We start from the raw sequence: 25,338 nt of genomic DNA, 5'->3' as shown, positions 1-25,338 counted from the left end.
GATGTAAGTTTCTCTTTTTTTTTTACATAAATATTAGGTCTATTTATCTCTACAAACAAGTAACTTTAGGGTCTAATTCTTAGATAATTTTAAAAATATGAATTTGGAAATATATTTTTTTCACGAAAAACGAACTATTAGAGGAAATTTTGTTAAAATAGATAATATGATTGTAATTTAATAGGAAGTTGAAGGTAGGTGACATCCGTTGGGCAAAATTATTTCCGTTGCCAACCAAAAAGGTGGCGTTGGTAAGACGACTACCTCTGTCAACCTAGGTGCCTGCTTAGCATACATCGGGAAGAAAGTATTACTTGTAGATACAGATCCACAAGGCAATGCAACGAGTGGGGCAGGTATTGATAAGGGTGATGTCCAGCAATGTATTTATGATGTTCTAGTGGACGATGTTGAAATAAAAGACGTAGTAAAACCGACAGCAGTGGAAGGATTGTTTTCTGTGCCTGCAACTATTCAATTAGCCGGTGCGGAAATTGAATTAGTTCCGACCATATCAAGAGAAGTTCGCTTAAAACGTGCCTTAGCAGAGGTAAAAGATGATTATGATTTCATCATTATTGATTGTCCTCCATCATTAGGTCTATTAACAATAAACGCTTTAACAGCCTCTGATACTGTTTTGATTCCTGTTCAATGTGAATATTATGCACTTGAAGGTTTAAGCCAGCTTTTAAGTACAGTACGTCTTGTACAAAAGCATTTAAATCACGATTTAATGATTGAAGGTGTGCTTCTGACAATGCTAGATGCCAGAACCAACTTAGGACTTCAAGTAATAGAAGAGGTTAAAAAATATTTTCAAGATAAAGTTTATCGAACTATAATTCCTCGTAATGTTCGTTTAAGTGAAGCACCTAGCCATGGTGAACCAATTATAGTGTATGATCCTAAATCAAGGGGAGCAGAAGTCTACTTAGATTTGGCAAAGGAAGTGGCGATGAATGGCTAAAGGACTTGGAAAAGGAATTAATGCATTATTTGCGAATGTTAATGTCGAAAATGATGATGCTGTTCAAGAAGTAAAATTGAAAGAGCTAAGGCCAAATCCGTATCAGCCTCGAAAAATATTTCAGCCGGAGGCAATTGATGAATTAAAAGAATCGATTCTGCAACATGGGATTTTACAGCCAATCATCGTAAGAAAAAGCATTAAGGGCTATGAAATTGTTGTAGGTGAAAGACGGTACCGTGCTGCAAAAGAAGCAAAATTGGATAAAGTTCCGGTTGTCGTACGTGATCTCGATGAACAACAAATGATGGAACTTGCTGTTTTGGAGAATTTACAGCGGGAGGATTTGACTCCAATTGAAGAAGCAACTGCCTATCATACACTAATGGAGCGTCTAAATCTCACACAAGAGCAATTAGCTAAACGTCTAGGTAAAAGCAGACCTCATATTGCGAATCACTTAAGGCTGTTAGTTCTCCCTAAGAAGATCCAAGATCTTATTTCAAATGGCGAGATATCGATGGGGCATGGCCGTGCACTTCTAGGGTTAAAGAATAAGGACAAGCTTCATGCAGTAGTAGAAGAAGTTATAAAGAACGGATTAAATGTTCGCCAGTTAGAAAAATTGGTACAGCAGATAAATGAAAATGTTTCACGTGAAACAAAGAAACCAAAGGCGGAAAAAAATATTTTCATTCGGGAACAAGAAACATTTTTGAGAGAAAGATTTGGAACAACTGTTACCATTAAACAGTCAAAGAAAAAGGGCAAAATTGAAATTGAATTTTTTTCACAAGATGACCTGCAAAGAATTCTAGATTTATTAGACAACTCAAATGAAAAAGAAACCATCTAACGGATGGTTTCTTTCTGTATCAAAGGCTCTTTTCTAAAACATTGTTGCTTTTGTCAAAAAATCTTATAAACTTCTTCAGTCGTCTTAAGAATGGGTATCCTTTTTAAGAAAAGGTGCCCCGAAACTAATCTAATTTAAGATTTAAAATAAATTAAATAATTTATATGAAAGCAGCCATGCAGAAGAGGGTGAGGGTATGGTATTATTAGGAACCATTGTGAATGGGGTTTGCATAATCGTCGGATCGTTGTTAGGTAAGCTATTACATAGAATCCCGGAAAAATTAAAAGGGACTGTCCTGCATGCAATTGGTTTAGCGGTAATGGTATTAGGTTTACAAATGGGATTTAAAAGCGGAAATTTTTTAATCGTAATCTTAAGTCTAGTATTTGGTGCTGTTATAGGAGAATTATTGGCGTTGGAGGATAAATTAAATCAACTTGGAAAATGGCTGGAAAGGAAAATAGGCTCCAGTAACCAGGGAAGTATTGCAGATGGATTTGTCAATGCAACTTTAATATTTGTTATTGGTGCAATGGCGATTATTGGTGCATTAGATAGCGGCATTCGCGGCGATCATGATGTTTTATATACTAAGGCAATCATTGATGGTTTTACTGCGCTTATTCTTACGACCACTTTAGGAATAGGTGTTATTTTTTCCGTAATCCCAGTTGTTATATATGAGGGAATTATTGCACTTTTCGCTACTCAAATAGATCACTTTGTTCCAAAGGAAATAATGGACTCATTTATTAAAGAGATGACGGCAACTGGTGGAATTATGATTTTTGCCATCGGGTTGAATATCACGGGAATTACGAAAATCCGCGTAGCAAATTTATTGCCCGGAATCCTTGTAGTAGCAATTATTGTAACTATTATCCATTTTTATCATTTATTTTTTTAAAGGGGGAATTTTTTTCTCCCCTTTTTTATATTGTCTAGCGCAAGCAGCCATCAGGTAGCGGATTTTCTACTTCTTCTCCCTATCATCAGTCAGCATCCTTATTTTCCTGAATTTGGCGTCCAAAACTGCTAAGGTGAAATTGCAATGCTAATTTTCACTCATTCGTACACCGATGAGCTTTTATCTATTCGGAGTTATTAAATTCACTGACAATGAATGAGAGCCACCGGAATCCACCTTTCCAGAGAAATATTGTGCTGTATTTTTATATTAATATTTTTATAGTTTATTTTCTATTGGAAATTTTACAAAAAAAGAAGATGGATTAAATTAAATAAACCATCTTCTAAGTATCTTTTTATAGATAAAAATCAAATAGTATTTTCTTGATTTTCACTCCATTTTAACTTTAATAAGGAATGTTGATATCGATAGGAAAGACTGGCTCGGTAAATTCCGTCCGCGATGGTTTTAGCCATGTTTAAAACCAAATGTAAGCGGGTATTCTGTAGTACAAAAAATTCCATGAACCCACTCACATTCACAATGCCAGTGATATGCATGTTTCCAACAAAAGGTAATTCCTTTTTTACGCCTGCACCGGGTTTCACCGGTCCATCACCAATTTGAATCATACCAACGCTTTTTAGCTTTCCTAAACATGCATCAATCCCAATAATAAAAGGGTGATCATATGTATTATTAATGGTCTGAAGTTTTTCTTCTAAATTAACGGCATGAATGGGGTCCTCAAGTGTACCATATATATGAAATGGAAACTTTCCTTTTTCCTTAAGAAATGTACCAATAAGTGGTCCTAAAGAATCTCCTGTTGAACGGTCGGTTCCAATGCAAACAATAATTATTGGAACATCTATTTCTTCCGGCAGCATGGATAATAAATGCCTGGCAACAGTTCCTTTGGCAGTAATATCATCATATGGAATTTTTACTTCTTCTATTTTTCGATCAAATAGGCCTTTGCCAATATTCATACTATCCACCCCTTGTTAATGGTAGGCTGTTTTCGAATAAATTGTTGCTTTTCGGAAGGATTTTAAGTCTAAAAACAGATTGGTGACGTGTTCTTTTCCGAATTTAAAAAGCCTTAGACAAAAATACCAGCGATAAAATTTAACCATAAAAAACAACAAAGTTTACGAAAAGAGCCTAATGGTATTAACAGTATACGGAGGAAAGTATTTTTCTATACATAGAGTATGGGAAATATGGAAAAATAATATATTTATACGTATTGTTAGTAATGAGATATTTGAGTTTAATGAGTAAAGAAATCTACTTTTATATCACAATAATAATATGTAGTTGGATAAATAAGTCTCTTCCATACAAAAATAAGTGAAATGCTGATAAAATAATAATATTTGGAGAGTAAACAGGAGGATGTGGTCTCTTGAATTATTTTGAAAAAGTGTTAACTAGCGCTACAGCTAAATTGCTTAATCAGGATTTATGGGTCCACATAGGAGAAACTATTTTAAAAATCATCATCGTTCTTGTAGTTGCCCAGATTTTCATTAAAATTGCAAAGGCAGCAATACGGAATATTTTTAGAGTACGATCAAAATCGCCTCTCCGTATTTCAGAGAGAAGAGAAAATACCCTGCATAAACTACTTGAAAATATAGTAACCTATGTCGTTTATTTCGTAGCATTAATTACCATTCTTTCATTATTAACAATTGATGTAAAAGGATTATTGGCTGGGGCAGGTATCGTAGGATTGGCAGTTGGATTTGGGGCACAAAGTCTTGTGCGCGATATTATTTCCGGCTTCTTTATTATTTTTGAAGATCAATTTTCTGTAGGAGATTATGTTGGAATTGGAAAATACGTTGGAACTGTTGAAGAAATTGGGCTGCGAATAACGAAGATTAAAAGCTGGACCGGGGAATTGCATATTCTACCTAATGGAAGAATTACAGAGGTTACTAACTACTCCATTCATAATAGTATTGCGGTAGTAGATATAAATATCCCATATGATGGCAATATTGAAAAAGCCGAAAAAGTCATAGAGGATTTATTGCCAATTATGTCAAATAAGTATGAGGAAATAGTTAATCCACCTGAATTGTTAGGTGTTCAACAATTAGGCACTTCCGATATAATGTTAAGAGTTATTGCAGAAACGGAGCCAATGAGACATTGGTATATTGCAAGAATGCTGCGGAAGGAAATAAAGATGGCATTGGATAATAACGGAATTAAAGCGCCTTTTCCAAAGCTTGTTATGTATTCTCGAAATGAAGATGCTGACCATTATAATCATCGGGTTCATAGGGGGGAATAGAATATGGAGCAAAAAGAATTTGGGCTGAATGATATAGTCGAGATGAAAAAACAACACCCATGTGGAACAAATCGCTGGAAAATCATTCGAATGGGGATGGACATCCGGATCAAATGTGAAGGCTGTGGTCATAGTGTCATGATCCCACGTAAGGAATTCTCTAGAAAAATGAAGAAAGTTTTAGTAAAGCATGAAGAGTGATTCATGCTTTTTATTATTTTGGAAGGGATGAAATGAAAAATAGTCAACGTCTAGCTACTGCGCTTATCGGCTAGTGGATTTCTCCTTTTCCTCCCTTAGATAAGTCAACATCGACTCGTCCCTCGCCGTGTTTCCTAAATCTTGTGTCAAAGACTACGAAATCCATACGTTGATGGACAAGGCGCTTGCGCTTTTCTTCTATTATCCATATAATTGTGAAAGGTTTATTTTTCGAAGAGACTAGAGGAATGTATGAACTAATAAATAGATTTTAGGGGAGTGACCAAGTATGGCGCTTACAGCGGGTATTGTAGGGTTACCGAATGTTGGAAAGTCTACATTATTTAATGCAATTACAAAAGCTGGGGCAGAATCTGCAAACTATCCATTTTGTACGATTGATCCTAATGTTGGAATTGTTGAGGTTCCAGATGAACGTTTAAATAAATTAACAGAGCTTGTTCAACCGAAAAAGACGGTCCCAACTGCATTTGAATTTACAGATATTGCAGGAATTGTAAAGGGAGCAAGCAAAGGGGAAGGGTTAGGAAACAAATTCCTTTCCCATATTCGCCAAGTAGATGCTATTTGTCATGTAGTACGTTGTTTTGCTGATGGAAATATTACTCACGTGTCAGGAAAAGTTGACCCAATTGATGATATTACAACGATTAATCTTGAATTAATTCTTGCTGATCTTGAATCTGTGGAAAAAAGAATCGGCAGGGTAGAGAAGTTAGCAAAACAAAAAGACAAAGATGCAGTAGCAGAATATGAAATTTTAGTGAAATTGAAAGAAGCATTTGAGGCTGATAAACCAGCACGTTCGGTAGAATTTACGGAAGAGCAATTGAAACTTGTAAAAGGATTGCATCTTTTAACAAGTAAACCTGTATTATATGTTGCGAACGTTGGGGAAGATGAAGTTGCGGATCCGACAAATAATGAATATGTTCAAAGGGTAAAAGAATTTGCTAAAGAGGAAAATGCTGAAGTAATCGTTATTTGTGCAAAAATCGAAGAGGAAATCGCTGAGCTTGAGGATGATGAAAAAGCTATGTTTTTAGCGGAACTAGGCATTGAGGAATCAGGTCTGGATCAGTTAATTAAAGCGGCTTACAGCTTACTTGGACTAGCTACTTATTTTACGGCAGGGGTTCAGGAAGTCCGTGCTTGGACATTCAGAAAAGGGATGAAAGCACCACAATGTGCCGGAATAATTCATTCCGATTTTGAAAAAGGATTTATTCGAGCAGAAACTGTTTCTTATGATGATTTAATGGCGGCAGGGTCTATGACAGCTGCTAAAGAAGCCGGGAAAGTTCGCCTCGAAGGAAAAGAGTACTTCGTACAAGACGGAGATGTTATGCATTTTAGGTTTAATGTTTAATGGAATGGGCAGTGCAATTGCACTGCCTTTTTATAGTTTTCGCATAAAGCAGTTCATTAGGGGACTGGAATCCTCGAAACCAAGTTATTATCAAAATACATAAGTTGTAAATAAATATTGGGAAAATTCAATAAATAATATTTACAAGAACATGTGTTTGTTATAAAATAAAGACATGTACAAAGATAATAATTCTTATCCAAGAGTGAGAGCGGAACAATCATTGCATTTAGGTCATTGTTATGCTATAATTTGTACTTGTGAGTAATGAACGTATAAATACATTGCTCCTTGCCCTTTTAAAAAGGGCCGCATAGTCCATAAGGAGGTGACAGAAAGATGAAAAAGTACGAAATTATGTACATTATCCGTCCAAATATTGAGGATGAAGCAAAAAAGGCTTTAGTTGAGCGTTTTGATAACGTATTGACAACTCAAGGTGCGGAAATCATCGAATCTAAAGACTGGGGCAAGCGCCGTCTTGCATACGAAATTGAGGACTTCCGTGATGGTTTCTACCGTCTAGTGAAAGTAAACTCAAACCCAGAAGCGGTTCAAGAATTTGACCGTCTTGCTAAGATTAGCGGAGATATTATCCGCCACATCGTTGTTAAAGAAGAAGAATAATTTTAGTTGAAATTTTATATAAAAGACTTTTGTTTCACGTGAAACAGGAGCTAAAGGGAAGGGGTTGATTCTGATGATGAACCGCGTAGTTTTAGTGGGTCGATTAACTAAAGACCCTGATTTACGATACACTCCAAGTGGAGTACCAGTTGCCACATTTACACTTGCTGTAAATCGCACTTTTACGAATCAGCAAGGTGAAAGGGAAGCAGATTTTATTAATTGTGTAGTTTGGCGAAAACCAGCGGAAAATGTAGCTAACTTTCTTAAAAAAGGTAGTCTAGCTGGCGTTGATGGTCGTTTGCAAACACGTAATTATGAAGGACAAGATGGCAAACGTGTGTATGTCACAGAGGTAGTGGCAGAAAGTGTTCAATTCTTAGAGCCTAGAAATGCATCGCCTGAACGTGGTGGCAACAATGATTTTTATGGCGGTGGCCAAAGAAATCAAGGCAACTCATTTGGTAATCAGAATCAACAGCGTAACCAAGGCTATACTCGCGTGGATGAAGATCCATTCTCCAATGATGGTCAACCGATTGACATCTCTGATGATGATCTTCCATTCTAATATGAACTTTCTTAGATAAAAGGAGGGAAATAAAATGGCAGCAGGTGGACGCAGAGGCGGACGTAAACGCCGTAAAGTGTGCTATTTCACAGCAAATGGAATTACACACATCGATTATAAAGATGTAGATTTACTAAAAAAATTCATCTCTGAACGTGGAAAAATTCTTCCTCGTCGTGTAACTGGTACAAGCGCTAAATACCAACGTAAATTAACGATTGCTATTAAACGTGCTCGTACAATGGCATTACTACCATATGTTTCAGGTGAATAATTTTTAAATATAAACACAACAAGCTTTAAAACTTGTTGTGTTTTTTATTGTTTTTTAATTTAATTTTAAGGTTTGCTTGTTATATTAAGGATGTAAGGACAATGTATAGCAGTAGGCAAACAGCATAGCCTTTCTTTTTTACCCCCTTTTATATAGTTACCTGGCGATGAGCCGGGTACTTTTTATTTTCACTATAACTATTTGATAGTGTCTGGAGAATTTGCAAAATTTGAAATGCATTACAACATTTTTTTGCTTTTTTCGGTAAGAATAAAAAGAAAAGTAGATAATGTTTTGAATAAAACTTGAGCTTTTTATTAATCCACTATCTTATGGTAAAATATAGCCAAGCTTGTCGGTTTATAGGTAATTTGAAAGGGGTAAGTAGGGAAAAAGTGAAAAATGTCAGAGTAATAACGGAAGGGGCTCTGCTCCTTGCAGTATATACGGTCCTGTTTTTAATTTATTTGTATATTCCTGTTTTATTCATAATAGCTACAATGTTTCTTGTCCTTCCATTTCTTCTATATAGTGCAAAACATCCTTTAAAATATTCCATTGTCTTTTTTATTGCCAGTATCTTGATTTCTGCGCTAATGGGTACGGTATTATCGATTCCTAAAGCAATTATCTTTGGAGCGACTGGAATCGTTATGGGATACCTTGTACAGATGAATAAATCGAAATTTATTATTTATATTGCTTCGAGCTTAACCTTTTTATTATTTAATATCCTAGGCTATATTGTGTCGGTAAAACTTTTCAATATTAACTATTTGCAACAAATATCTGAACAGCTTCAGGAGTCATTTCATCGATCTGCCGATATATTAAAGGCTATTGGTCAAGGACAAACTGACCAAACATTAGAAAATATACAAAATGCAATATCTTTATTAACAACTTTATTTCCTGCTATGCTAGTTATCATCTCATTTATGATGGTATGGCTATTTATTATTATTAACTTCCCTATTGCCAAACGATTTCGTGTAAATGTACCTAAATGGGAGCCCTTTCATAAAATACAACTACCAAAAAGTGTGTTGTGGTATTATTTAATTACCATGCTTTTATCTTTAGTTATTCACCCTAAAACGGGTAGTTATGTAGCAACAGCATTGATGAATTTAGCAGTTATTTTTCAAATTTTTATGTTGATTCAAGGTTTTTCTTTGGTATTTTATTTCGGGCATCTGCAAAAATGGTCAAAAGGTATATATACCTTGATTGTAATCTTTTCGTTCTTTTTTCCGCCAGCTATGTTTGTTATCCTGATATTAGGTATAATCGATTTAGGTATGGACATAAGAAGTAAACTAAAAGGATTATGATTCACTTAAAGGAGCTGATTACATGCCTTCATATTTTAGTAAGCGAATGGTTCGATATCCGTTATATGGCTTAATCGCGATATCATTAGCCCTTTTAGGTGTTGTAGCGATTTTCTATTGGTGGATTTCTGTAATTGCAATTATTTTATTAGGAATTTTATTTTATTTTGCTTTTCTATTTGAACAAAAATCCCATGAGGATATTGAAGAATATATTTCCACTCTCTCCTACCGGGTTAAGCGAGTCGGGGAAGAGGCTTTAATGGAAATGCCGATAGGGATTATGCTGATAAATGATGATTATTTTATTGAATGGACAAATCAATTCATGGCTTCCTGCTTTAATGAGGATACGCTTGTAGGTAGGTCACTTTATGATGTGGCAGAAACATTGGTTCCTTTGATTAAACAGGAAATGGATTCTGAGACGGTTACCATTAATGATCGCAAGTATCAGGTGATTCTAAAATTAGAAGAAAAGCTCTTATACTTCTTTGATGTTACAGAGCAAATGGAAATTGAGAAACACTATTTGGATGAACGTTCTGTTATATCCATAATCTTTTTAGATAACTATGATGAACTGACACAAGGCATGGATGATCAAACTCGCAGCAGTCTAAATAGTTTAGTCACCTCGATTCTTAATAAATGGGCAACCGTGTATGGCATCTTTTTAAAAAGGATTTCCTCTGAACGGTTTATCGCTATTTTTAATGAAAAAATATTACGGGAGTTAGAAAAGGATAAATTCTCCATTTTAGATGAGGTTCGGGAAACAACAGCAAAACAAAATGTCCCACTAACATTAAGTATTGGGATTGGTTCCGGAATTTCCATATTACCTGATCTAGGCGCACTTGCCCAGTCGAGCTTAGATATTGCTCTGGGGCGTGGTGGGGATCAGGTAGCGATGAAGCAACTAAATGGCAAAGTAAAATTTTATGGCGGTAAAACAAACCCTGTAGAAAAGCGAACAAGGGTGAGGGCACGCGTCATTTCGCATGCACTAAGGGAATTAATGCTGGAAAGTGATAAAGTTATTGTAATGGGTCATAAGTATCCGGACATGGATGCGGTTGGGGCAGCAATTGGAATACGTAAAGTGGCCCAGATGAACCAAAAGGAAGCATATATTGTTATTAATGAATCTGAAATTGACACAGGGGTCAAACGGTTAATTGAAGAAGTAAAACAGCATCCAGATACGCTTACTCGTTTTATATCTCCTGAAGAGGCTTTAGAAATGGCCACAGAGGAATCATTATTAGTAATCGTCGATACGCATAAGCCATCTTTTGTCATTGAAGAAAAATTAATCAAAAAGATTGAAAATATTGTGGTGATCGACCACCATCGCAGAGGGGAAGATTTTATAAAAAATCCTTTGCTGGTTTATATGGAGCCATATGCTTCTTCCACCTCAGAATTAGTAACGGAACTGCTTGAGTATCAGCCTAAAAATGAAAAGGTAAATATGTTGGAAGCGACTGCACTTCTTGCGGGAATTATTGTAGATACGAAAAGCTTTACATTAAGAACCGGTTCGAGAACCTTTGATGCAGCATCCTATTTAAGAGCTTTAGGTGCGGATACTGTCTTAGTTCAAAAGTTTTTGAAGGAAGATATTAATACGTATGTAAAAAGAGCAAAGCTTATTGAAACGGTAAAATTTTATTCAAAAGGTATTGCGATAGCAAAAGGTGACAATGAACAAAAAACGGATCCCGTTGTTACTGCACAAGCTGCGGATACATTATTAACGATGGACGGAGTAACTGCCTCGTTTGTGATTACAAAGAGAGCAGAAAATGAAATAGGAATCAGTGCACGTTCCTTGGGAAATGTGAATGTTCAAGTTATAATGGAAGCATTAGGGGGTGGCGGCCATTTATCCAATGCTGCTACCCAATTAAAAGATGTGACAATTGAAGAAGCCGAGCAAATGTTAAAGACGGCAATTGATGAATATATAGAAGGGAGCACCAAATCATGAAAGTAATCTTTTTAAAAGATGTAAAAGGCAAAGGAAAAAAAGGTGAAACAAAAAATGTAGCAGATGGCTATGCTCACAATTTCCTGATAAAGCAAGGACTAGCTGTTGAAGCTACAAATGCTAATTTAAAGGGATTGGAAGCACAAAAGAAGAAAGAACAACAACTGGCAAAAGAAGAATTAGAAGAAGCCAAAAAACTAAAAGAGGTTTTAGAAAAAATTACAGTTGAACTTAAAGCAAAATCCGGTAATGGCGGAAGATTATTCGGTTCCATCACAAGTAAGCAAATTTCAGAAGAGCTTAAGAAAACGCATAAAATACAAATTGATAAGCGTAAAATGGAATTAAATGATGCCATTCGTGCGTTGGGATACACAAAAGTACCTGTAAAATTGCATTCCGATGTAACAGCTACATTAAATGTGCATGTTACAGAAGAAAGTTAAAATTGCCAGCTACAAAAATATCAGTTCATGATAAAATAGAATAGTCGTATGAATGGAAGAACCATTCAACATGTGATTTTTATAAATGTGGTCTTGTTATTTGATCACATTTTTTTGTTTAGTGTGTGCAGGGCTTTTTTATTATAAAATTATCTAACAAATATAGATTCTGTCTAGCTCCAGCGCCTATCGGCGTACGGATTTCTACGTCTCCTCCCTAAGATAAGTCAACATCAGCTGGTGAACTACCTCAGCGCGGTTTCCTTTATCTCGAGGGGAGTGACTACGAAATCCGTACGCCGATGGGCAAGGCGCTTGCGCTTTTATTATTCCGTAGATGATTAGGGGGTTAGGATATATGAGTGATTTATTTGCGGATCGTATGCCGCCTCAGAATATTGAAGCGGAACAAGCAGTTTTAGGTGCTGTATTTCTTGAACCATCTTCACTTATTACAGCTTCGGAAATTTTAATTCCAGAGGACTTTTATCGAAATGCCCATCAAATAATTTTCAACATTTTCTTAAAGCTTAATGATGCGGGGAAAGCAGTTGACTTAGTAACGGTTGCGGAAGAATTAGCCGCGTCCAAACAACTGGAGGATGTCGGGGGTATCAGTTATTTAAGTGAATTAGCAGGTTCTGTTCCTACGGCTGCAAATATTGAGTATTATGCTAGAATCGTAGGGGAAAAATCACTACTAAGAAGATTAATTAGGACAGCAACAACCATTGCTACAGATGGCTATACTAGAGAAGATGAAGTAGATGAATTGCTCAGTGAAGCCGAAAGAAGCATTATGGAGGTTGCTAACCGCAAAAATGCCGGAGCATTCCATAATATTAAAGATGTTCTTGTCCGTACTTATGATAATATTGAGCTTCTTCATAATCGAAAGGGCGATATTACCGGTATTCCAACTGGGTTTACAGAGCTTGATAGCATGACTGCTGGTTTTCAGCGAAATGATTTGATCATTGTGGCAGCCCGTCCATCTGTGGGGAAAACAGCCTTTGCTTTAAATATTGCTCAAAATGTAGGAACAAAGGCTGGAGAAAATGTAGCGATTTTTAGTCTCGAGATGGGTGCAGAGCAGCTCGTGATGCGTATGCTTTGTGCAGAAGGAAATATAAATGCCCAAAATTTAAGAACTGGTTCCTTAACAGATGAGGATTGGCGGAAACTAACCATGGCAATGGGAAGTTTATCAAACTCAGGTATTTTTATCGATGATACTCCGGGGATCCGAATAAATGAAATACGTTCTAAATGCCGCAGATTGAAGCAAGAACATGGTCTGGGAATGATTTTGATTGATTATTTGCAATTAATTCAAGGAAGCGGAAGATCAAATGAAAACCGGCAACAAGAGGTTTCCGAAATATCCCGTTCTTTAAAAGCTTTGGCACGTGAATTAGAAGTACCTGTTATTGCATTGTCACAGTTATCTCGTGGTGTAGAACAGCGTCAAGATAAACGTCCAATGATGTCTGATATTCGTGAATCGGGAAGTATCGAGCAGGATGCGGATATCGTTGCCTTCCTATATCGTGATGATTACTATGATAAAGAATCGGAGAATAAAAATATCATAGAAATTATTATTGCGAAGCAACGTAACGGCCCGGTTGGAACAGTTTCTTTAGCGTTTGTGAAGGAATATAATAAATTTGTTAATTTAGAAAGAAGATTTGATGATGCAGGAATTCCTGCTGGTGCATAAGAGGAAATTGGTATATTGCCAGTTTCCTTTTTTTATAGGCTAATTCCAACAAATATACGAATAAATTTAGAATATTAATCTATTATTGTTCGTGTTTTGGTTGACTTTTTTATTGTAATTGATAAAATAGGTATGTTGTTACATGAAGACCGTGAATAATTAAATTTTCGGAGGTGTTCAAGAATGTCTTCAGTAGTTGTAGTAGGTAGTCAATGGGGAGATGAAGGAAAAGGAAAAATTACCGATTTCCTTTCTGAGAATGCAGAGGTTATTGCCCGTTATCAAGGTGGTAATAATGCTGGACATACTATTCGTTTCGATGGCGAAACCTATAAGCTTCATCTAATTCCATCTGGAATTTTTTATAAAGAAAAAATAAGTGTGATTGGAAATGGAATGGTTGTCGATCCAAAAGCACTTGTAGAAGAATTAAAGTACCTACATGATAGAGGCATTGCGACAGATAACCTTCGTATTAGTAATCGTGCACATGTCATTCTTCCTTATCATTTGAAACTGGATGAGGTTGATGAAGAACGTAAAGGTGCAAATAAAATCGGCACAACGAAAAAGGGTATTGGACCTGCTTACATGGATAAAGCTGCAAGAGTTGGTATCCGTATTGCTGATTTATTAGATCGTGAAGTATTTGAAGAAAAGCTTGCACGTAATCTAGAGGAAAAAAACCGTTTACTTGAACGAATTTATGAAACAGAAGGATTTAAATTAGAAGATATATTAGATGAGTATTATGAATATGGCCAACAATTTAAGCAGTATGTTTGTGATACATCTGTAGTTTTAAATGATGCATTGGATGATGCGAAAAGAGTGCTATTTGAAGGTGCACAAGGTGTAATGCTTGATATTGATCAAGGGACATATCCTTTTGTTACTTCTTCCAACCCAATTGCGGGCGGTGTTACAATCGGCTCAGGTGTTGGGCCAACTAAAATAACACATGTTGTTGGTGTAGCAAAAGCTTATACTTCTCGTGTGGGAGACGGACCTTTTCCAACGGAATTAAAGGATGAGATAGGTAATCAAATCCGTGAGGTAGGACGTGAATATGGAACAACAACGGGACGTCCACGCCGTGTAGGCTGGTTTGATAGCGTTGTTGTAAGACATGCTAGAAGAGTGAGCGGCCTCACTGATCTTTCATTGAACTCTATAGATGTTTTAACAGGTCTTGAGACGGTGAAAATCTGTGTCGCTTATAAATATAATGGAGAAGTTTTAGAAGAATTTCCAGCAAGCCTAAAAGTCTTAGAGCAATGTGAACCAGTATATGAAGAACTTCCAGGTTGGACAGAGGATATCACTGGCTGCAAAACATTAGATGAGCTTCCTGCAAATGCACGTCATTACTTAGAGCGTGTTTCTCAACTAACAGGTATCCCATTATCCATTTTCTCTGTAGGTCCTGATCGTTCCCAGACAAATGTAATTTATAGTGTGTGGAGATAATAGAAATCCACAAGTTGATTATTGCATTACTGGATAAATAAAGAGCTGATTTCCAAGTGAAATCAGCTCTGAAATTTTTTTGAAAAAATTTTGTCGAAATGTGTTGCCATAAATGAAATCTATATGGTAATATAGAACATGTTGTTGCGATAAATGAAAACAAAGTAATACGAGCCATTAGCTCAGTCGGTAGAGCACGATGAATAATCTTCGAAGCGAAACATCCAGCGTACAGCTTGAGCCACAACTTGAATAAGCTTACTGAAAGCTGGACGAAGCGACCGCAATCTTGTAATAGAATGAAGAACAAGTACGGCTTTCATCAGCGTACCAATCGAGCTGCTACTTGAATAATCTTTCTGAGGTTGGGACGTCGTAGATGCACTCAGGAAGAAAGCAACATGAAATCTTTTCTACAATCTAAATTACGAGCCATTAGCTCAGTCGGTAGAGCATCTGACTTTTAATCAGAGGGTCGAAGGTTCGAGTCCTTCATGGCTCACCATTTAAAATATTTATTTTCAAGTAAACTTGAAAACTATGGTCCGGTAGTTCAGCTGGTTAGAATGCCTGCCTGTCACGCAGGAGGTCGCGGGTTCGAGTCCCGTCCGGACCGCCATTTATACTACATAAATTCTGAATAGTTTGTAATGGAATCTGCTACTTGTAAGAGCTTTCCGAAAGTGACCTCAAACTATATTTAGGAACTTAATATTATTACGGCTCGGTAGCTCAGTCGGTAGAGCAAAGGACTGAAAATCCTTGTGTCGGCGGTTCGATTCCGTCCCGAGCCATCTACCAAAAAGCACTGCGATGACAAAGACTCTCGCGGTGCTTTTTTATTTCTTTTCTGCTTGTAATCATTTTGTAATATTGTTAGTAATATTTTACTATAATAAATCCTCTGTATACCATATGAAATCCTCCCGTTCATCCCTTGATATATCTCCTTTTTTCGACAAAATAATCCAAAGTTATATTTTTATTGTCAAAAAAGTTAGGTTTATTTTGTAACTATTTATACAATTATGTTACATTGTGAGAAAAATACCCTATAAATATATGATTTTATGATATCTTATAAAAGTGCAAAAATATTTGAATATTTTTACCTAGTATAAAAGATGGAAAGGTATCATATATAGGAGGGTTACCAATGGATTGGAAAAGGAGAAATCTAAGATTTACTTCCAATTTTCCAAAACTAAATAAAGCAAAAGCCAAGAATCTATTTAAGATAGCAGCGATAGCATCACTATTTATTTTAACTCTATCCTTCACGAATATTCCTACGAATGCGGAAACAGAAATTAAAACTGTTTATCATGTCTATATAAATCAACTATACATTGGTACGGTTTCAGATAAAGAAATCATTGAAAAATTAGCAGATGAGAAAATACATAATGCTCAAAATCAATATGGAAATGACCAAATAGATATCAGTAATGATATTACATACATTCCAGAACAAGTCTTTCGTCCTGTAACTGATAATAATGATGCTGTACAAAAGGCATTAGATATACTTACTGTAAAAGCGGAAGCTGCTGGTATCTTTATAAATGATAAGCCGATTGTGTATGTTCAAAATGAACAGGATGCTAACAATGTAATCGAGAATTTAAAGCTGCACTATGTATCGAGAAAAGATCTTGCTGCAATCAAATCACAACAGCCGTTACCACCATTGAAAAAGAACCAATCACGTATTTTAGACGTTTCTCTTGGTGAAAAAGTTTCAATTCAAAATGAAGAAGTCGATCCGAATGAAATTTTAACCGGAGATCAAGCAGTGGATTACTTATTAAAAGGTACTCTAATGGAAAAAAAATATACGGTTAAAGATGGTGATGTATTAGGGCAGATTGCGGAAGATCATCATTTAAAACAAAAGCAGTTATTAAAGATGAATCCCGGCATTAAAGAGGATTCATTAAAAATTGGCCAGAAATTAAAAGTGACAGCATATAATCCTTTAGTCCATGTCATCGTACAAAGAGAATCCTACAAGGTGGAAAAAGTTCCATATAAAAAGGAAGTAATCCAAGATAAATCAATGTTTAAGGGCGATACAAAGGTTAAACAAAAAGGGCATAACGGAAAAAGTGCCATTACTTATGTTGTAACCGAAGAAAATGGAAATGTTACTAAGAAAGATGTTAAGAAGGAAGATGTCATTCAAAAACCCGTAACAAATATTGTAATAAAAGGAACAAAAGTAGTTCCTTCCCGAGGATCTGGCACTTTTGCTTGGCCAACCAATGGGGGATACATTTCCAGTACAATGGGGTACCGTTGGGGTCAGCTCCATAAAGGAATTGATATTGCCAGGCCGAGTGACCGTACTATTAAAGCTGCAGATAACGGAGTAGTCGTGTCTGCAGGATGGGATAATGGCGGTTATGGAAATATGATAGAGATTGATCATCGTAACGGGTATGTTACTATATATGGCCATCTAAGCTCGATTAATGTCTCGGTTGGACAAACAGTTTCAAAGGGAGCCAATATTGGGGTTATGGGTGCCACTGGGGATTCTACTGGGATTCATCTTCACTTTGAAGTTCATAAAAATGGAAGCTTAAAAAATCCCCTTGATTATTTAAGGTAAAATGTATTGATACCTCTAGGTTATCTAGGGGTATTTTTATTACTCGTTTTTTTAGCAAAAATCCTCTGGTGAATTTTAAAGTCGCCTATTAATTTTAGAAATGACCCTCAACTTGGTTATACACTTTCCGTATTTTATATAATGTGCGCTATACATGTTACAATGTGCCTATTCTTTTTATATGGTCCTGATTCTACGATAGAAAGTGCCCTCTACACAATTCTTTTTACACTTCATCCAAGTGATGGGTTAACTGGAAAAAGCATTTATAGCGAAATAGATGAATAAAAGATGATAACATGATACATTAAAATAGAGGAATTGTAGCAAAAATATAGAAAGAATATTGTTAGGCAGATAAATTTTGAATTAAAGATTTTTTCGGGAAGGAATTTCATGGATAAGGATTTCTTCCAGCGAGTTGGATATATAGATTGCGTTTATTATTTTATCTTGAGGAGAGTACGAAAATGGAAAAGACGATATTAGTGGTTGACGATGAAAAGCCGATTGCAGATATATTGCAATTTAATCTTCAAAAGGAAGGATACACAATTTATTGTGCATATGACGGAGAAGAAGCATTAAGGATGGTAGAAGAGGTTCAGCCAGATCTTCTTATCCTGGATATCATGCTTCCTAAACGCGATGGTATGGAAGTATGTAGAGAGGTTAGAAAGAAATATGAAATGCCGATTATTATGTTAACGGCGAAGGATTCTGAAATTGATAAGGTTTTAGGATTGGAATTAGGTGCAGATGACTATGTAACAAAGCCCTTTAGTACTAGAGAATTAATTGCTCGTGTTAAGGCAAATCTACGCCGTCATCAAGCAGTTGCTTCTTCAGAGGACGAGGAAGAAAATAGTGAAATCACTATTGGGTCCCTTGTTATTCATCCAGATGCATATGTCGTAACTAAACGCGGTGAAACCATCGAATTGACCCACCGTGAATTTGAACTTCTATATTATTTAGCTAAGCATATTGGTCAAGTAATGACACGTGAACATTTGCTTCAAACAGTTTGGGGCTATGACTATTATGGCGATGTCAGAACAGTGGATGTAACGGTGCGACGTCTTCGCGAAAAAGTGGAGGATAATCCGAGCCATCCAGCGTGGATCGTAACAAGAAGGGGAGTAGGTTACTACTTGCGCAATCCTGAACAGGAGTAATGTAATGAAAAAAGTAAGCTTTTTGCAGTCTATTCATGTAAAGTTTGTATTGATTTATCTATTATTAATCTTATTTGCGATGGAAATTATCGGTGTTTACTTCGTAAATAAACTCGAGGACAAGCTTGTAAAAAACTTTAAAGATTCAATTGAGCTTCGTACCAAAACGATGCAGTACAGTCTTTTAGAAGTATTAATGGATAAGGAAGATCAAGAAACCCCATTAAAGATAAAAAAGGTTTTATCTGGATATAACAGCAGTGATATTGCTGAGGTAAGATTGGTTAATAATCGCAGTGTCATTTTAGGTACTTCGGATTCGGATAACCAAGGATTAGTTGGGCAAAAAATGACCAATGACTTGGTGAAACTATCCATTAATACAGAGGAACTACAGGATAAGGTTTATTTTGACCCTTCCACACATAAAAGAATATATGTGCTTGCGTCTCCGCTTAAAAATAATGGAAAGATTTATGGTTATCTATATTTAGTGACAAAAATTGAATCGGTATACAATCAGTTAGATGAAATTAATAATATCTTTACAACTGGTACCGCTATTGCGATGGTACTGACAGCTATACTTGGGATTGTTTTGGCTCAGACTATAACAAGGCCAATTGCAGACATGAGAAGGCAAGCATTGGCGATGGCAAAAGGAAACTTCTCCCGAAAGGTTAAAGTATATGGGAATGATGAAATTGGACAGTTGGCTTATTCGTTCAACCATATGACCAAAAAACTACAAGAAGCCCAAGCAACGACAGAAGGGGAACGAAGGAAATTAACTTCTGTTTTATCCAATATGACGGATGGAGTTATTGCAACGGACCGTAGGGGAAGGGTTATCCTGATTAATGATGCAGCTACAGAAATGATCGATGTTTCACGTGAAACAATTCTCTCACAAAACATTGTAACAGCTTTAGGAATTGAAAGAGATCATTCCTTTAATGACTTATTAAATGAAAAGGAATCGATTATTCTCGATTTTAGCACGGACGAGGAACCGTATATTTTAAGAGGAAATATCTCTGTTATTCAAGGTGAAACTGGTTTTGTTAGCGGCCTTATTATTGTTCTGCATGATATTACAGAGCAAGAAAAGATTGAAATGGAGCGGCGGGAATTTGTAGCAAATGTCTCTCATGAATTACGGACCCCATTGACAACAATGAGAAGCTACCTGGAAGCTTTAGCGGATGGTGCATGGCAGGACAAAGAAATAGCACCACGGTTTTTAAGTGTTACTCAAAATGAAACTGAGCGAATGATTCGTATGGTAAATGACTTATTTAAGCTATCCAAAATGGATAGAGCGGATGATCCGTTAAATAAAGATTGGATAAACTTTATCGAATTCTTCCATCATATTATTGATCGTTTTGAAATGACAAAGCCGGAATATATTTCTTTTAAACGTAAACTTCCTAATGAAGCACTGTTTGTTGAAGTTGATGAAGATAAAATGACTCAAATCCTGGATAATATCATTTCAAATGCGATTAAGTATTCACCGGAGGGCGGTCAAATTACCTTTAGGGTAAAAGCACAAGAAGATTCGATAGAAGTAAGTATTTCTGATCAAGGGCTAGGTATACCGAAGGATAAATTGAAGAAGATATTTGAACGATTCTATCGTGTTGACAAGGCACGTACCCGTCAAATGGGTGGAACAGGTTTAGGACTTGCTATTGCCAAGGAAATGGTGGAAGCGCATGGTGGTACCATTTCTGCAAAAAGTGTTGAAGGAAAAGGGACGACTATTAGTATATCCCTTCCATTCGACCGTTCACTAGAGGATGATTGGTCATGAAGTTTGAAACAATAAAAACCATTATTCTAACACTATTAGTCGCGGGCAGTATTTATTTAACATGGTCTGTTTGGACATACAAACCTAGCTACCATGAACTCAATCAGGATGTAACTAATACGCCAATTTCAGCTGCTAAGAAAATTCCAGATTTGATAAAGCCTAATAAAATTGTGCTCCATCAAAATCATACCCATTTGGGAACAGTGGAAGTGACGGAAATAGACCGTGTAATCAACGAAATGCAAGAATGGCATTTCTTTGATATAGGAACCCAAAAAACATTAACGGATAACGAACTTCGTTATTTTATTCAAGAAAATAATCATATGGAGATTGATTTTCCTAGCAGAGTCCCATTTGAAGTCTATAAAGGAATTCTGCAAATCAATAAAAAACAAACATCAAATATATACTTTGACAAAATTGTAATTGATTTTGAAAAAGGGGCGCAGAAAGAAAAAAATATTTATTTTATCGATACAGAGAACCGTAAAATGGCAAGTTCATCTGTAAGTAATAATGAAATTCAAGCCTTTTTAAATAGAACGAAGCAAAAACAAAAAAGTGTATATTCCCCATATGAGTTTGTTGAGCTAGGGAACAATCACTACACATTTTTGCCAAAGTCTACTACCTCTATTTCGCAATATGAATATACAATTAAGGATAAAGATGAATTGGAAAGCTTTAAAAAGATATTATTTAATGATCCTAATTCTATACAAAAAAGTGAATCAAAAGATAAAATTGAATACTTCAGCAGTACCAGCTTGATGAAAATTGATTTAAAGAATAATATGTTATCGTTTGTCAACCCTGCGGAGAATCTAAGTTATAAATCTGATCCAAGAACTTTATTAAATCAAAGTATAAATTTTGTGAATGAACATGGTGGCTGGACAGGTGAATATCGATTTTTTAATTTAGATAATAATAGTCACCAGGTTATTTTTCGATTATTTATGGATGGATATCCTGTTTTTAACTCAAATGATATGGCGGAAATTCAGCAAATTTGGGGAGAAAATGATGAGATTTACGAATATCGACGTCCATATGTAGCTTTAGAAACGCAATGGAACTATTCTAAAAAGACCCTTCCATCTGGAAAGCAGGTCTTAAAAGACCTATTAGCAAACCCACATATTCAAAAGAATAGTATTCAGGATCTCGAAATCGGTTATACCATGCAAATGGATCCGGATACTTCAGAAGCTTTTTCTTTTGAACCAAAATGGTATTGCTTATATGAAGGTACTTGGTCCCCAGCGTTAGAAATAGGGAGGGGTCAAAATGGAATGGAGTAAGACAAAAACCATGTTTATTATTGTATTCCTGATCCTGGACTTATTTTTGGCAACACAGCTTTTCAATAAATATTCCAAGGGCCAAATAGATGTCATTCAAAACACTTCTGATGAAGAAAGGTTAAAAGCGGATGAAATAACGTACGATCAACTCCCAAGTGATAACACTACCAGTCAGTATGTGAAGGGAAAATCTAAAATATTTACAAATAAAGATATAAAGAGTATTGGGAAAAACCAATCCGCCTTAATTACGAAGGATGGGACAGGTATTACTTCGTATTTTAACAAACCTATTGTAGTTTCAGGACAAATAAATCAGGATTCGATGGAACAGGTGGTCAAGAAAAATATTCTCTATGGAGACCAGTATACCTTTTGGAAATATGATAAAGATATGAAACAAATTATATATAGCCAAACATATAAAGGTAAAAAAATATATCAAAATATTAATGGTCAAATTATCTTTTATTTGAATGATAAAAATGAAATCGTTTCGTATGATCAAACATTACTGAAATTTGGTGAAGATAGCGAATTAAAAGAGGGGGATGTTCTGGCACCAATTAAGGCGATTGATACCCTTCATAATAAAGGGATGCTAAAACGCAAAAGTCATATAAAGACACCAGATTTAGGCTACTATACAAGGATCCAATCCTCTGACTTGCAATTATTAGTGCCAACTTGGCATTTTACTGTTGTTCATGACGGCAAAACCGAGGATTTTTTCGTAAATGCATTTGAGGGTGAAGTCTTCAATATGAATAATAGTAGTAGTATAAATGATCCAAATTCAAATTCAAAAAATGATTCACCAATACAGGATAAATTGGACTTAAAAGAAAAACAAAAAGAACCAGGAGATTATTAATACAGGAGTGAACGTAATGTCCTTGCATTTTAGTGTGCTTGCAAGTGGAAGCACAGGAAATGCGATATATGTTGAAACAGATGAACATTCATTTTTAGTAGATGCTGGTTTTAGCGGGCGTCAAATGGAAGCCTTGTTTCAAAAAATTGATCGCAAAATAGAAAATTTAAACGGAATACTTGTTACACATGAGCATAGCGACCATATTAAAGGGGTAGGGGTTTTAGCAAGAAAATATGATTTGCCTGTCTATGCAAATCAGAAAACCTGGTCTGCAATGGAAGGATTAATTGGCGAAATTCCTACAGAGCAAAAGTTTACCTTTGATATGGAAACCGTTAAGTCGTTTGGCGGGTTAAGCATTGAATCATTTGGTGTTTCCCATGATGCTGCGGAACCAATGTTTTACGTTTTCCATCAAGATAATAAGAAGATTGTTTTAATTACAGATACAGGATATGTAAGCGACCGCATGAAGGGCATTATTTCGAATGCAAATGTATATATATTTGAGAGTAATCACGACGTGCAAATGCTTAGGATGGGTCGATATCCTTGGAATATAAAACGACGTATATTAAGTGATGTCGGCCATGTTTCCAATGAGGATGCAGCAGTTGCGATGAGCGATGTGATAGGAGATCAGACAAAGAGAATCTATTTAGCTCACTTAAGTCTGGACAATAATTTAAAAGACTTAGCTCGAATGAGTGTCACGCAAACATTACAATCAAGAGGCTTGATAGTTGGAGAATCTTTTGATCTTTATGATACAGATCCGAAGATTCCCACCCCATTAACAGCAGTTTAGAAAAATAGGTTTACAAGAATAGTAGTTTCGGGAATAAAAGTGGAGACAGGAAAACATCGTTTTTTTTGCTCCACTTTTTTTAATAAAAATGGTTACAACGATGAGAAATAACCTTCCGTAGAACAATAAATACGCACACCTGTCAAGAGCTTAGCTTATTATGTATTAAATATTAAAAAAAATTAAAAATGGTAATTCTTATGAGGTTTTAATTAATTTTTAATAAATGCTGATTATAATAATAGCATATATAGGCAAAATAATATGAGCTTACCTTTTGAGAAAGGAATGATTGCTATGGGTTATTATGATCAAGATGATCAAGGACAAAGCCGTTATCGAAAAGAAAAAGGAAAAGGTGGGTATCTACTATCAAGTTTAGTTGGTGTAATCATTGGTGCTCTTATCGTATTGCTAGTTGTCCCGAATATTGGTGGTATTTTATCCAAAAACACAACACAAGATAAACAAGAAACAGCTACTGCTATTCCTAATAAAAATAATGTGCAAGGGAAAAATGTTTCTCTTAATGTAACAACAGATGTTACGAATGCAGTAAGTAAAGCAGAAAAAGCAGTTGTGGGGATTGCAAACATACAATCTCAAGGCTTTTGGTCACAGGATGGCATAAGCGGCAGCCAAGGAAAAGGTCGATCAACTGAACAAGAAACAGGGTCAGGTTCAGGAGTTATTTATAAGAAAGCTAACGGAAAAGCCTATATAGTAACCAATAACCACGTGGTAGAAGGTGCAGATCAGCTAGAAGTAACTTTATCGAACGGCACAAAACTTCCAGCAAAATTATTAGGCAGTGATATATGGACAGACTTAGCAGTAGTGGAAGTGGACGGTTCGAAAGTATCAACGATCGCACAATTTGGAGATTCTAGTAAATTGAAGCTGGGTGAACCCGTTATTGCAATTGGTAACCCACTAGGCGAACAGTTTGCTGGATCTGTAACACAGGGTATTGTTTCTGGTATCAATCGTACTGTACCAGTGGACATTAATAACGACGGTGTAGAGGATTGGCAAGCGGAAGTAATTCAAACCGATGCTGCTATCAATCCTGGTAATAGTGGTGGAGCACTCATTAATATTGACGGTCAAGTAGTTGGTATAAATTCCATGAAAATTGCTCAAGAAGCCGTTGAGGGAATTGGATTTTCTATCCCAATTAATTATGTAGAACCAATTATTACAAAGCTTGAGAAGTTCGGAAAGATTACAAGACCATCTATGGGTGTAACTTTACAGAATGTTAGTGACATACCGGCATATCACCAACAAGAAACATTACACTTACCAAAGGATGTTACAGACGGTGTTATGATTGAATCTGTTGACCCTAAATCACCAGCTGAAAATGCAGGTTTAAAAGAACTTGATGTAATTATAAAATTAGATGGACATAAAGTTAGCGATGTCCTTGAATTAAGAAAGTATTTATACGATAAGAAAAAACCTGGTGATACAATGAAGGTTACATTCTATCGTAATGGTAACTTAAAAGAAGTTACTGTAAAATTGTCTAATGAGTCAAGAATGTAATCACATGTGAATAAAAAAAATGCAGGGGATAAATGACCCCTGTATTTTTTTTGTGGATAAAAAACTATGGTATGATGGAATGTGGATAATATGGAA

Annotated in this window: 22 protein-coding genes and 3 tRNA genes; 24 read left to right on the top strand and 1 reads right to left on the bottom strand. The window is 35.8% G+C overall.

The window, feature by feature from the left end; translation table 11 throughout:
- Positions 1 to 208: 208 nt before the first annotated feature.
- From NSQ59_RS27085 to NSQ59_RS27075, 3 genes are all read left to right on the top strand, one after another.
- Positions 209 to 970 carry a ParA family protein gene (locus NSQ59_RS27085; protein ID WP_340833112.1) on the top strand — a complete coding sequence of 254 codons (762 nt, stop codon included), beginning with the start codon at positions 209 to 211 and terminating at the stop codon, positions 968 to 970.
- Entirely contained in the window at positions 963 to 1,826 is an 864-nt protein-coding gene (locus tag NSQ59_RS27080) for a ParB/RepB/Spo0J family partition protein (protein WP_340833111.1), read from the top strand. Before NSQ59_RS27085 ends, NSQ59_RS27080 begins: the two co-directional genes overlap by 8 nt.
- 196 nt (positions 1,827 to 2,022) lie before the next feature.
- Positions 2,023 to 2,736: a DUF554 domain-containing protein gene (locus NSQ59_RS27075; protein WP_055741625.1), complete on the top strand. Its 714-nt coding sequence runs from the start codon at positions 2,023 to 2,025 to the stop codon at positions 2,734 to 2,736.
- A gap of 371 nt (positions 2,737 to 3,107) precedes the next feature.
- Here the strand turns inward: NSQ59_RS27075 and yyaC are convergent, their stop codons facing one another.
- The gene (yyaC, locus tag NSQ59_RS27070; RefSeq protein WP_055741624.1) at positions 3,108 to 3,731 is read right to left on the bottom strand and encodes a spore protease YyaC; all 624 of its coding nucleotides are present in this window, start codon (positions 3,729 to 3,731) and stop codon (positions 3,108 to 3,110) included.
- Between the two features lie 419 nt (positions 3,732 to 4,150).
- Here yyaC and NSQ59_RS27065 point away from each other — a divergent pair, with 419 nt between their 5' ends.
- The 21 genes from NSQ59_RS27065 to NSQ59_RS26965 all read left to right on the top strand — a co-directional run bounded on the left by NSQ59_RS27065 (position 4,151) and on the right by NSQ59_RS26965 (position 25,242).
- The gene (locus tag NSQ59_RS27065; RefSeq protein ID WP_055741623.1) at positions 4,151 to 5,050 is read left to right on the top strand and encodes a mechanosensitive ion channel family protein; all 900 of its coding nucleotides are present in this window, start codon (positions 4,151 to 4,153) and stop codon (positions 5,048 to 5,050) included.
- Between the two features lie 3 nt (positions 5,051 to 5,053).
- On the top strand, positions 5,054 to 5,251 hold the full coding sequence (locus tag NSQ59_RS27060; RefSeq protein ID WP_055741622.1) for a DUF951 domain-containing protein: 198 nt from the start codon (positions 5,054 to 5,056) through the stop codon (positions 5,249 to 5,251).
- Positions 5,252 to 5,540: 289 nt separating this feature from the next.
- The gene (gene ychF, locus NSQ59_RS27055; protein WP_055741621.1) at positions 5,541 to 6,641 is read left to right on the top strand and encodes a redox-regulated ATPase YchF; all 1,101 of its coding nucleotides are present in this window, start codon (positions 5,541 to 5,543) and stop codon (positions 6,639 to 6,641) included.
- Positions 6,642 to 6,980: 339 nt separating this feature from the next.
- Positions 6,981 to 7,268, top strand: a complete 288-nt coding sequence (gene rpsF / locus NSQ59_RS27050; RefSeq protein ID WP_055741620.1) for a 30S ribosomal protein S6 — start codon at positions 6,981 to 6,983, stop codon at positions 7,266 to 7,268.
- 73 nt (positions 7,269 to 7,341) lie between these two features.
- Positions 7,342 to 7,839 (top strand): single-stranded DNA-binding protein, encoded by a 498-nt coding sequence (gene ssb, locus NSQ59_RS27045; protein ID WP_055741619.1) that lies wholly within the window; start codon positions 7,342 to 7,344, stop codon positions 7,837 to 7,839.
- Between the two features lie 34 nt (positions 7,840 to 7,873).
- Positions 7,874 to 8,113, top strand: coding sequence for a 30S ribosomal protein S18 (rpsR, locus tag NSQ59_RS27040; protein ID WP_055741618.1), 240 nt, complete (start codon positions 7,874 to 7,876; stop codon positions 8,111 to 8,113).
- 395 nt (positions 8,114 to 8,508) lie between these two features.
- Positions 8,509 to 9,447 (top strand): YybS family protein, encoded by a 939-nt coding sequence (locus NSQ59_RS27035; RefSeq protein ID WP_055741617.1) that lies wholly within the window; start codon positions 8,509 to 8,511, stop codon positions 9,445 to 9,447.
- A 22-nt stretch (positions 9,448 to 9,469) separates the two neighbouring features.
- The gene (locus tag NSQ59_RS27030) at positions 9,470 to 11,443 is read left to right on the top strand and encodes a DHH family phosphoesterase (protein WP_055741616.1); all 1,974 of its coding nucleotides are present in this window, start codon (positions 9,470 to 9,472) and stop codon (positions 11,441 to 11,443) included.
- The gene (gene rplI / locus NSQ59_RS27025; RefSeq protein ID WP_055741615.1) at positions 11,440 to 11,889 is read left to right on the top strand and encodes a 50S ribosomal protein L9; all 450 of its coding nucleotides are present in this window, start codon (positions 11,440 to 11,442) and stop codon (positions 11,887 to 11,889) included. Before NSQ59_RS27030 ends, rplI begins: the two co-directional genes overlap by 4 nt.
- 358 nt (positions 11,890 to 12,247) lie before the next feature.
- Positions 12,248 to 13,612 carry a replicative DNA helicase gene (dnaB, locus tag NSQ59_RS27020; RefSeq protein WP_055741614.1) on the top strand — a complete coding sequence of 455 codons (1,365 nt, stop codon included), beginning with the start codon at positions 12,248 to 12,250 and terminating at the stop codon, positions 13,610 to 13,612.
- Between the two features lie 183 nt (positions 13,613 to 13,795).
- Positions 13,796 to 15,082 (top strand): adenylosuccinate synthase, encoded by a 1,287-nt coding sequence (locus tag NSQ59_RS27015; RefSeq protein ID WP_055741613.1) that lies wholly within the window; start codon positions 13,796 to 13,798, stop codon positions 15,080 to 15,082.
- A gap of 429 nt (positions 15,083 to 15,511) precedes the next feature.
- A tRNA-Lys gene (locus NSQ59_RS27010) sits at positions 15,512 to 15,587 on the top strand.
- Positions 15,588 to 15,624: 37 nt separating this feature from the next.
- Positions 15,625 to 15,701 (top strand) — tRNA-Asp (locus NSQ59_RS27005).
- A 102-nt stretch (positions 15,702 to 15,803) separates the two neighbouring features.
- Positions 15,804 to 15,876, top strand: a tRNA-Phe gene (locus tag NSQ59_RS27000).
- Positions 15,877 to 16,238: 362 nt separating this feature from the next.
- On the top strand, positions 16,239 to 17,696 hold the full coding sequence (locus NSQ59_RS26995; protein WP_340833110.1) for a LysM peptidoglycan-binding domain-containing M23 family metallopeptidase: 1,458 nt from the start codon (positions 16,239 to 16,241) through the stop codon (positions 17,694 to 17,696).
- A gap of 470 nt (positions 17,697 to 18,166) precedes the next feature.
- Positions 18,167 to 18,874, top strand: a complete 708-nt coding sequence (gene yycF, locus NSQ59_RS26990) for a response regulator YycF (protein WP_340833109.1) — start codon at positions 18,167 to 18,169, stop codon at positions 18,872 to 18,874.
- A 4-nt stretch (positions 18,875 to 18,878) separates the two neighbouring features.
- Positions 18,879 to 20,693, top strand: a complete 1,815-nt coding sequence (gene walK, locus NSQ59_RS26985) for a cell wall metabolism sensor histidine kinase WalK (RefSeq protein ID WP_055741610.1) — start codon at positions 18,879 to 18,881, stop codon at positions 20,691 to 20,693.
- Positions 20,690 to 22,003, top strand: coding sequence for a YycH family regulatory protein (locus tag NSQ59_RS26980; RefSeq protein WP_055741609.1), 1,314 nt, complete (start codon positions 20,690 to 20,692; stop codon positions 22,001 to 22,003). The genes walK and NSQ59_RS26980 overlap by 4 nt, the downstream gene beginning before the upstream one ends.
- The gene (locus tag NSQ59_RS26975; RefSeq protein WP_055741608.1) at positions 21,990 to 22,880 is read left to right on the top strand and encodes a two-component system regulatory protein YycI; all 891 of its coding nucleotides are present in this window, start codon (positions 21,990 to 21,992) and stop codon (positions 22,878 to 22,880) included. The genes NSQ59_RS26980 and NSQ59_RS26975 overlap by 14 nt, the downstream gene beginning before the upstream one ends.
- Positions 22,881 to 22,896: 16 nt before the next feature.
- Positions 22,897 to 23,691: an MBL fold metallo-hydrolase gene (locus NSQ59_RS26970; RefSeq protein WP_055741607.1), complete on the top strand. Its 795-nt coding sequence runs from the start codon at positions 22,897 to 22,899 to the stop codon at positions 23,689 to 23,691.
- Between the two features lie 297 nt (positions 23,692 to 23,988).
- On the top strand, positions 23,989 to 25,242 hold the full coding sequence (locus NSQ59_RS26965; RefSeq protein ID WP_055741606.1) for a S1C family serine protease: 1,254 nt from the start codon (positions 23,989 to 23,991) through the stop codon (positions 25,240 to 25,242).
- Positions 25,243 to 25,338 lie beyond the last annotated feature (96 nt).

The sequence above is a fragment of the Margalitia sp. FSL K6-0131 genome, from assembly GCF_038008735.1.
GTDB lineage: Bacteria > Bacillota > Bacilli > Bacillales > Bacillaceae_C > Margalitia > Margalitia shackletonii.
This window is presented reverse-complemented; position numbering and strand designations above follow the sequence as displayed.

Bases quoted from the DNA above. Each gene is read 5' to 3' on its own strand.
- NSQ59_RS26975 (WP_055741608.1), top strand. From the start codon at position 21,990: ATGGAATGGAGTAAGACAAAAACCATGTTTATTATTGTATTCCTGATC.
- rplI (WP_055741615.1), top strand. From the start codon at position 11,440: ATGAAAGTAATCTTTTTAAAAGATGTAAAAGGCAAAGGAAAAAAAGGT.
- NSQ59_RS27030 (WP_055741616.1), top strand. From the start codon at position 9,470: ATGCCTTCATATTTTAGTAAGCGAATGGTTCGATATCCGTTATATGGC.
- NSQ59_RS27080 (WP_340833111.1), top strand. From the start codon at position 963: ATGGCTAAAGGACTTGGAAAAGGAATTAATGCATTATTTGCGAATGTT.
- ssb (WP_055741619.1), top strand. From the start codon at position 7,342: ATGATGAACCGCGTAGTTTTAGTGGGTCGATTAACTAAAGACCCTGAT.
- yyaC (WP_055741624.1), bottom strand. From the start codon at position 3,731: ATGAATATTGGCAAAGGCCTATTTGATCGAAAAATAGAAGAAGTAAAA.
- ychF (WP_055741621.1), top strand. From the start codon at position 5,541: ATGGCGCTTACAGCGGGTATTGTAGGGTTACCGAATGTTGGAAAGTCT.
- NSQ59_RS27015 (WP_055741613.1), top strand. From the start codon at position 13,796: ATGTCTTCAGTAGTTGTAGTAGGTAGTCAATGGGGAGATGAAGGAAAA.
- NSQ59_RS27075 (WP_055741625.1), top strand. From the start codon at position 2,023: ATGGTATTATTAGGAACCATTGTGAATGGGGTTTGCATAATCGTCGGA.
- rpsF (WP_055741620.1), top strand. From the start codon at position 6,981: ATGAAAAAGTACGAAATTATGTACATTATCCGTCCAAATATTGAGGAT.
- NSQ59_RS27060 (WP_055741622.1), top strand. From the start codon at position 5,054: ATGGAGCAAAAAGAATTTGGGCTGAATGATATAGTCGAGATGAAAAAA.
- walK (WP_055741610.1), top strand. From the start codon at position 18,879: ATGAAAAAAGTAAGCTTTTTGCAGTCTATTCATGTAAAGTTTGTATTG.
- NSQ59_RS26970 (WP_055741607.1), top strand. From the start codon at position 22,897: ATGTCCTTGCATTTTAGTGTGCTTGCAAGTGGAAGCACAGGAAATGCG.
- yycF (WP_340833109.1), top strand. From the start codon at position 18,167: ATGGAAAAGACGATATTAGTGGTTGACGATGAAAAGCCGATTGCAGAT.
- rpsR (WP_055741618.1), top strand. From the start codon at position 7,874: ATGGCAGCAGGTGGACGCAGAGGCGGACGTAAACGCCGTAAAGTGTGC.
- NSQ59_RS26995 (WP_340833110.1), top strand. From the start codon at position 16,239: ATGGATTGGAAAAGGAGAAATCTAAGATTTACTTCCAATTTTCCAAAA.
- NSQ59_RS26965 (WP_055741606.1), top strand. From the start codon at position 23,989: ATGGGTTATTATGATCAAGATGATCAAGGACAAAGCCGTTATCGAAAA.
- NSQ59_RS26980 (WP_055741609.1), top strand. From the start codon at position 20,690: ATGAAGTTTGAAACAATAAAAACCATTATTCTAACACTATTAGTCGCG.
- dnaB (WP_055741614.1), top strand. From the start codon at position 12,248: ATGAGTGATTTATTTGCGGATCGTATGCCGCCTCAGAATATTGAAGCG.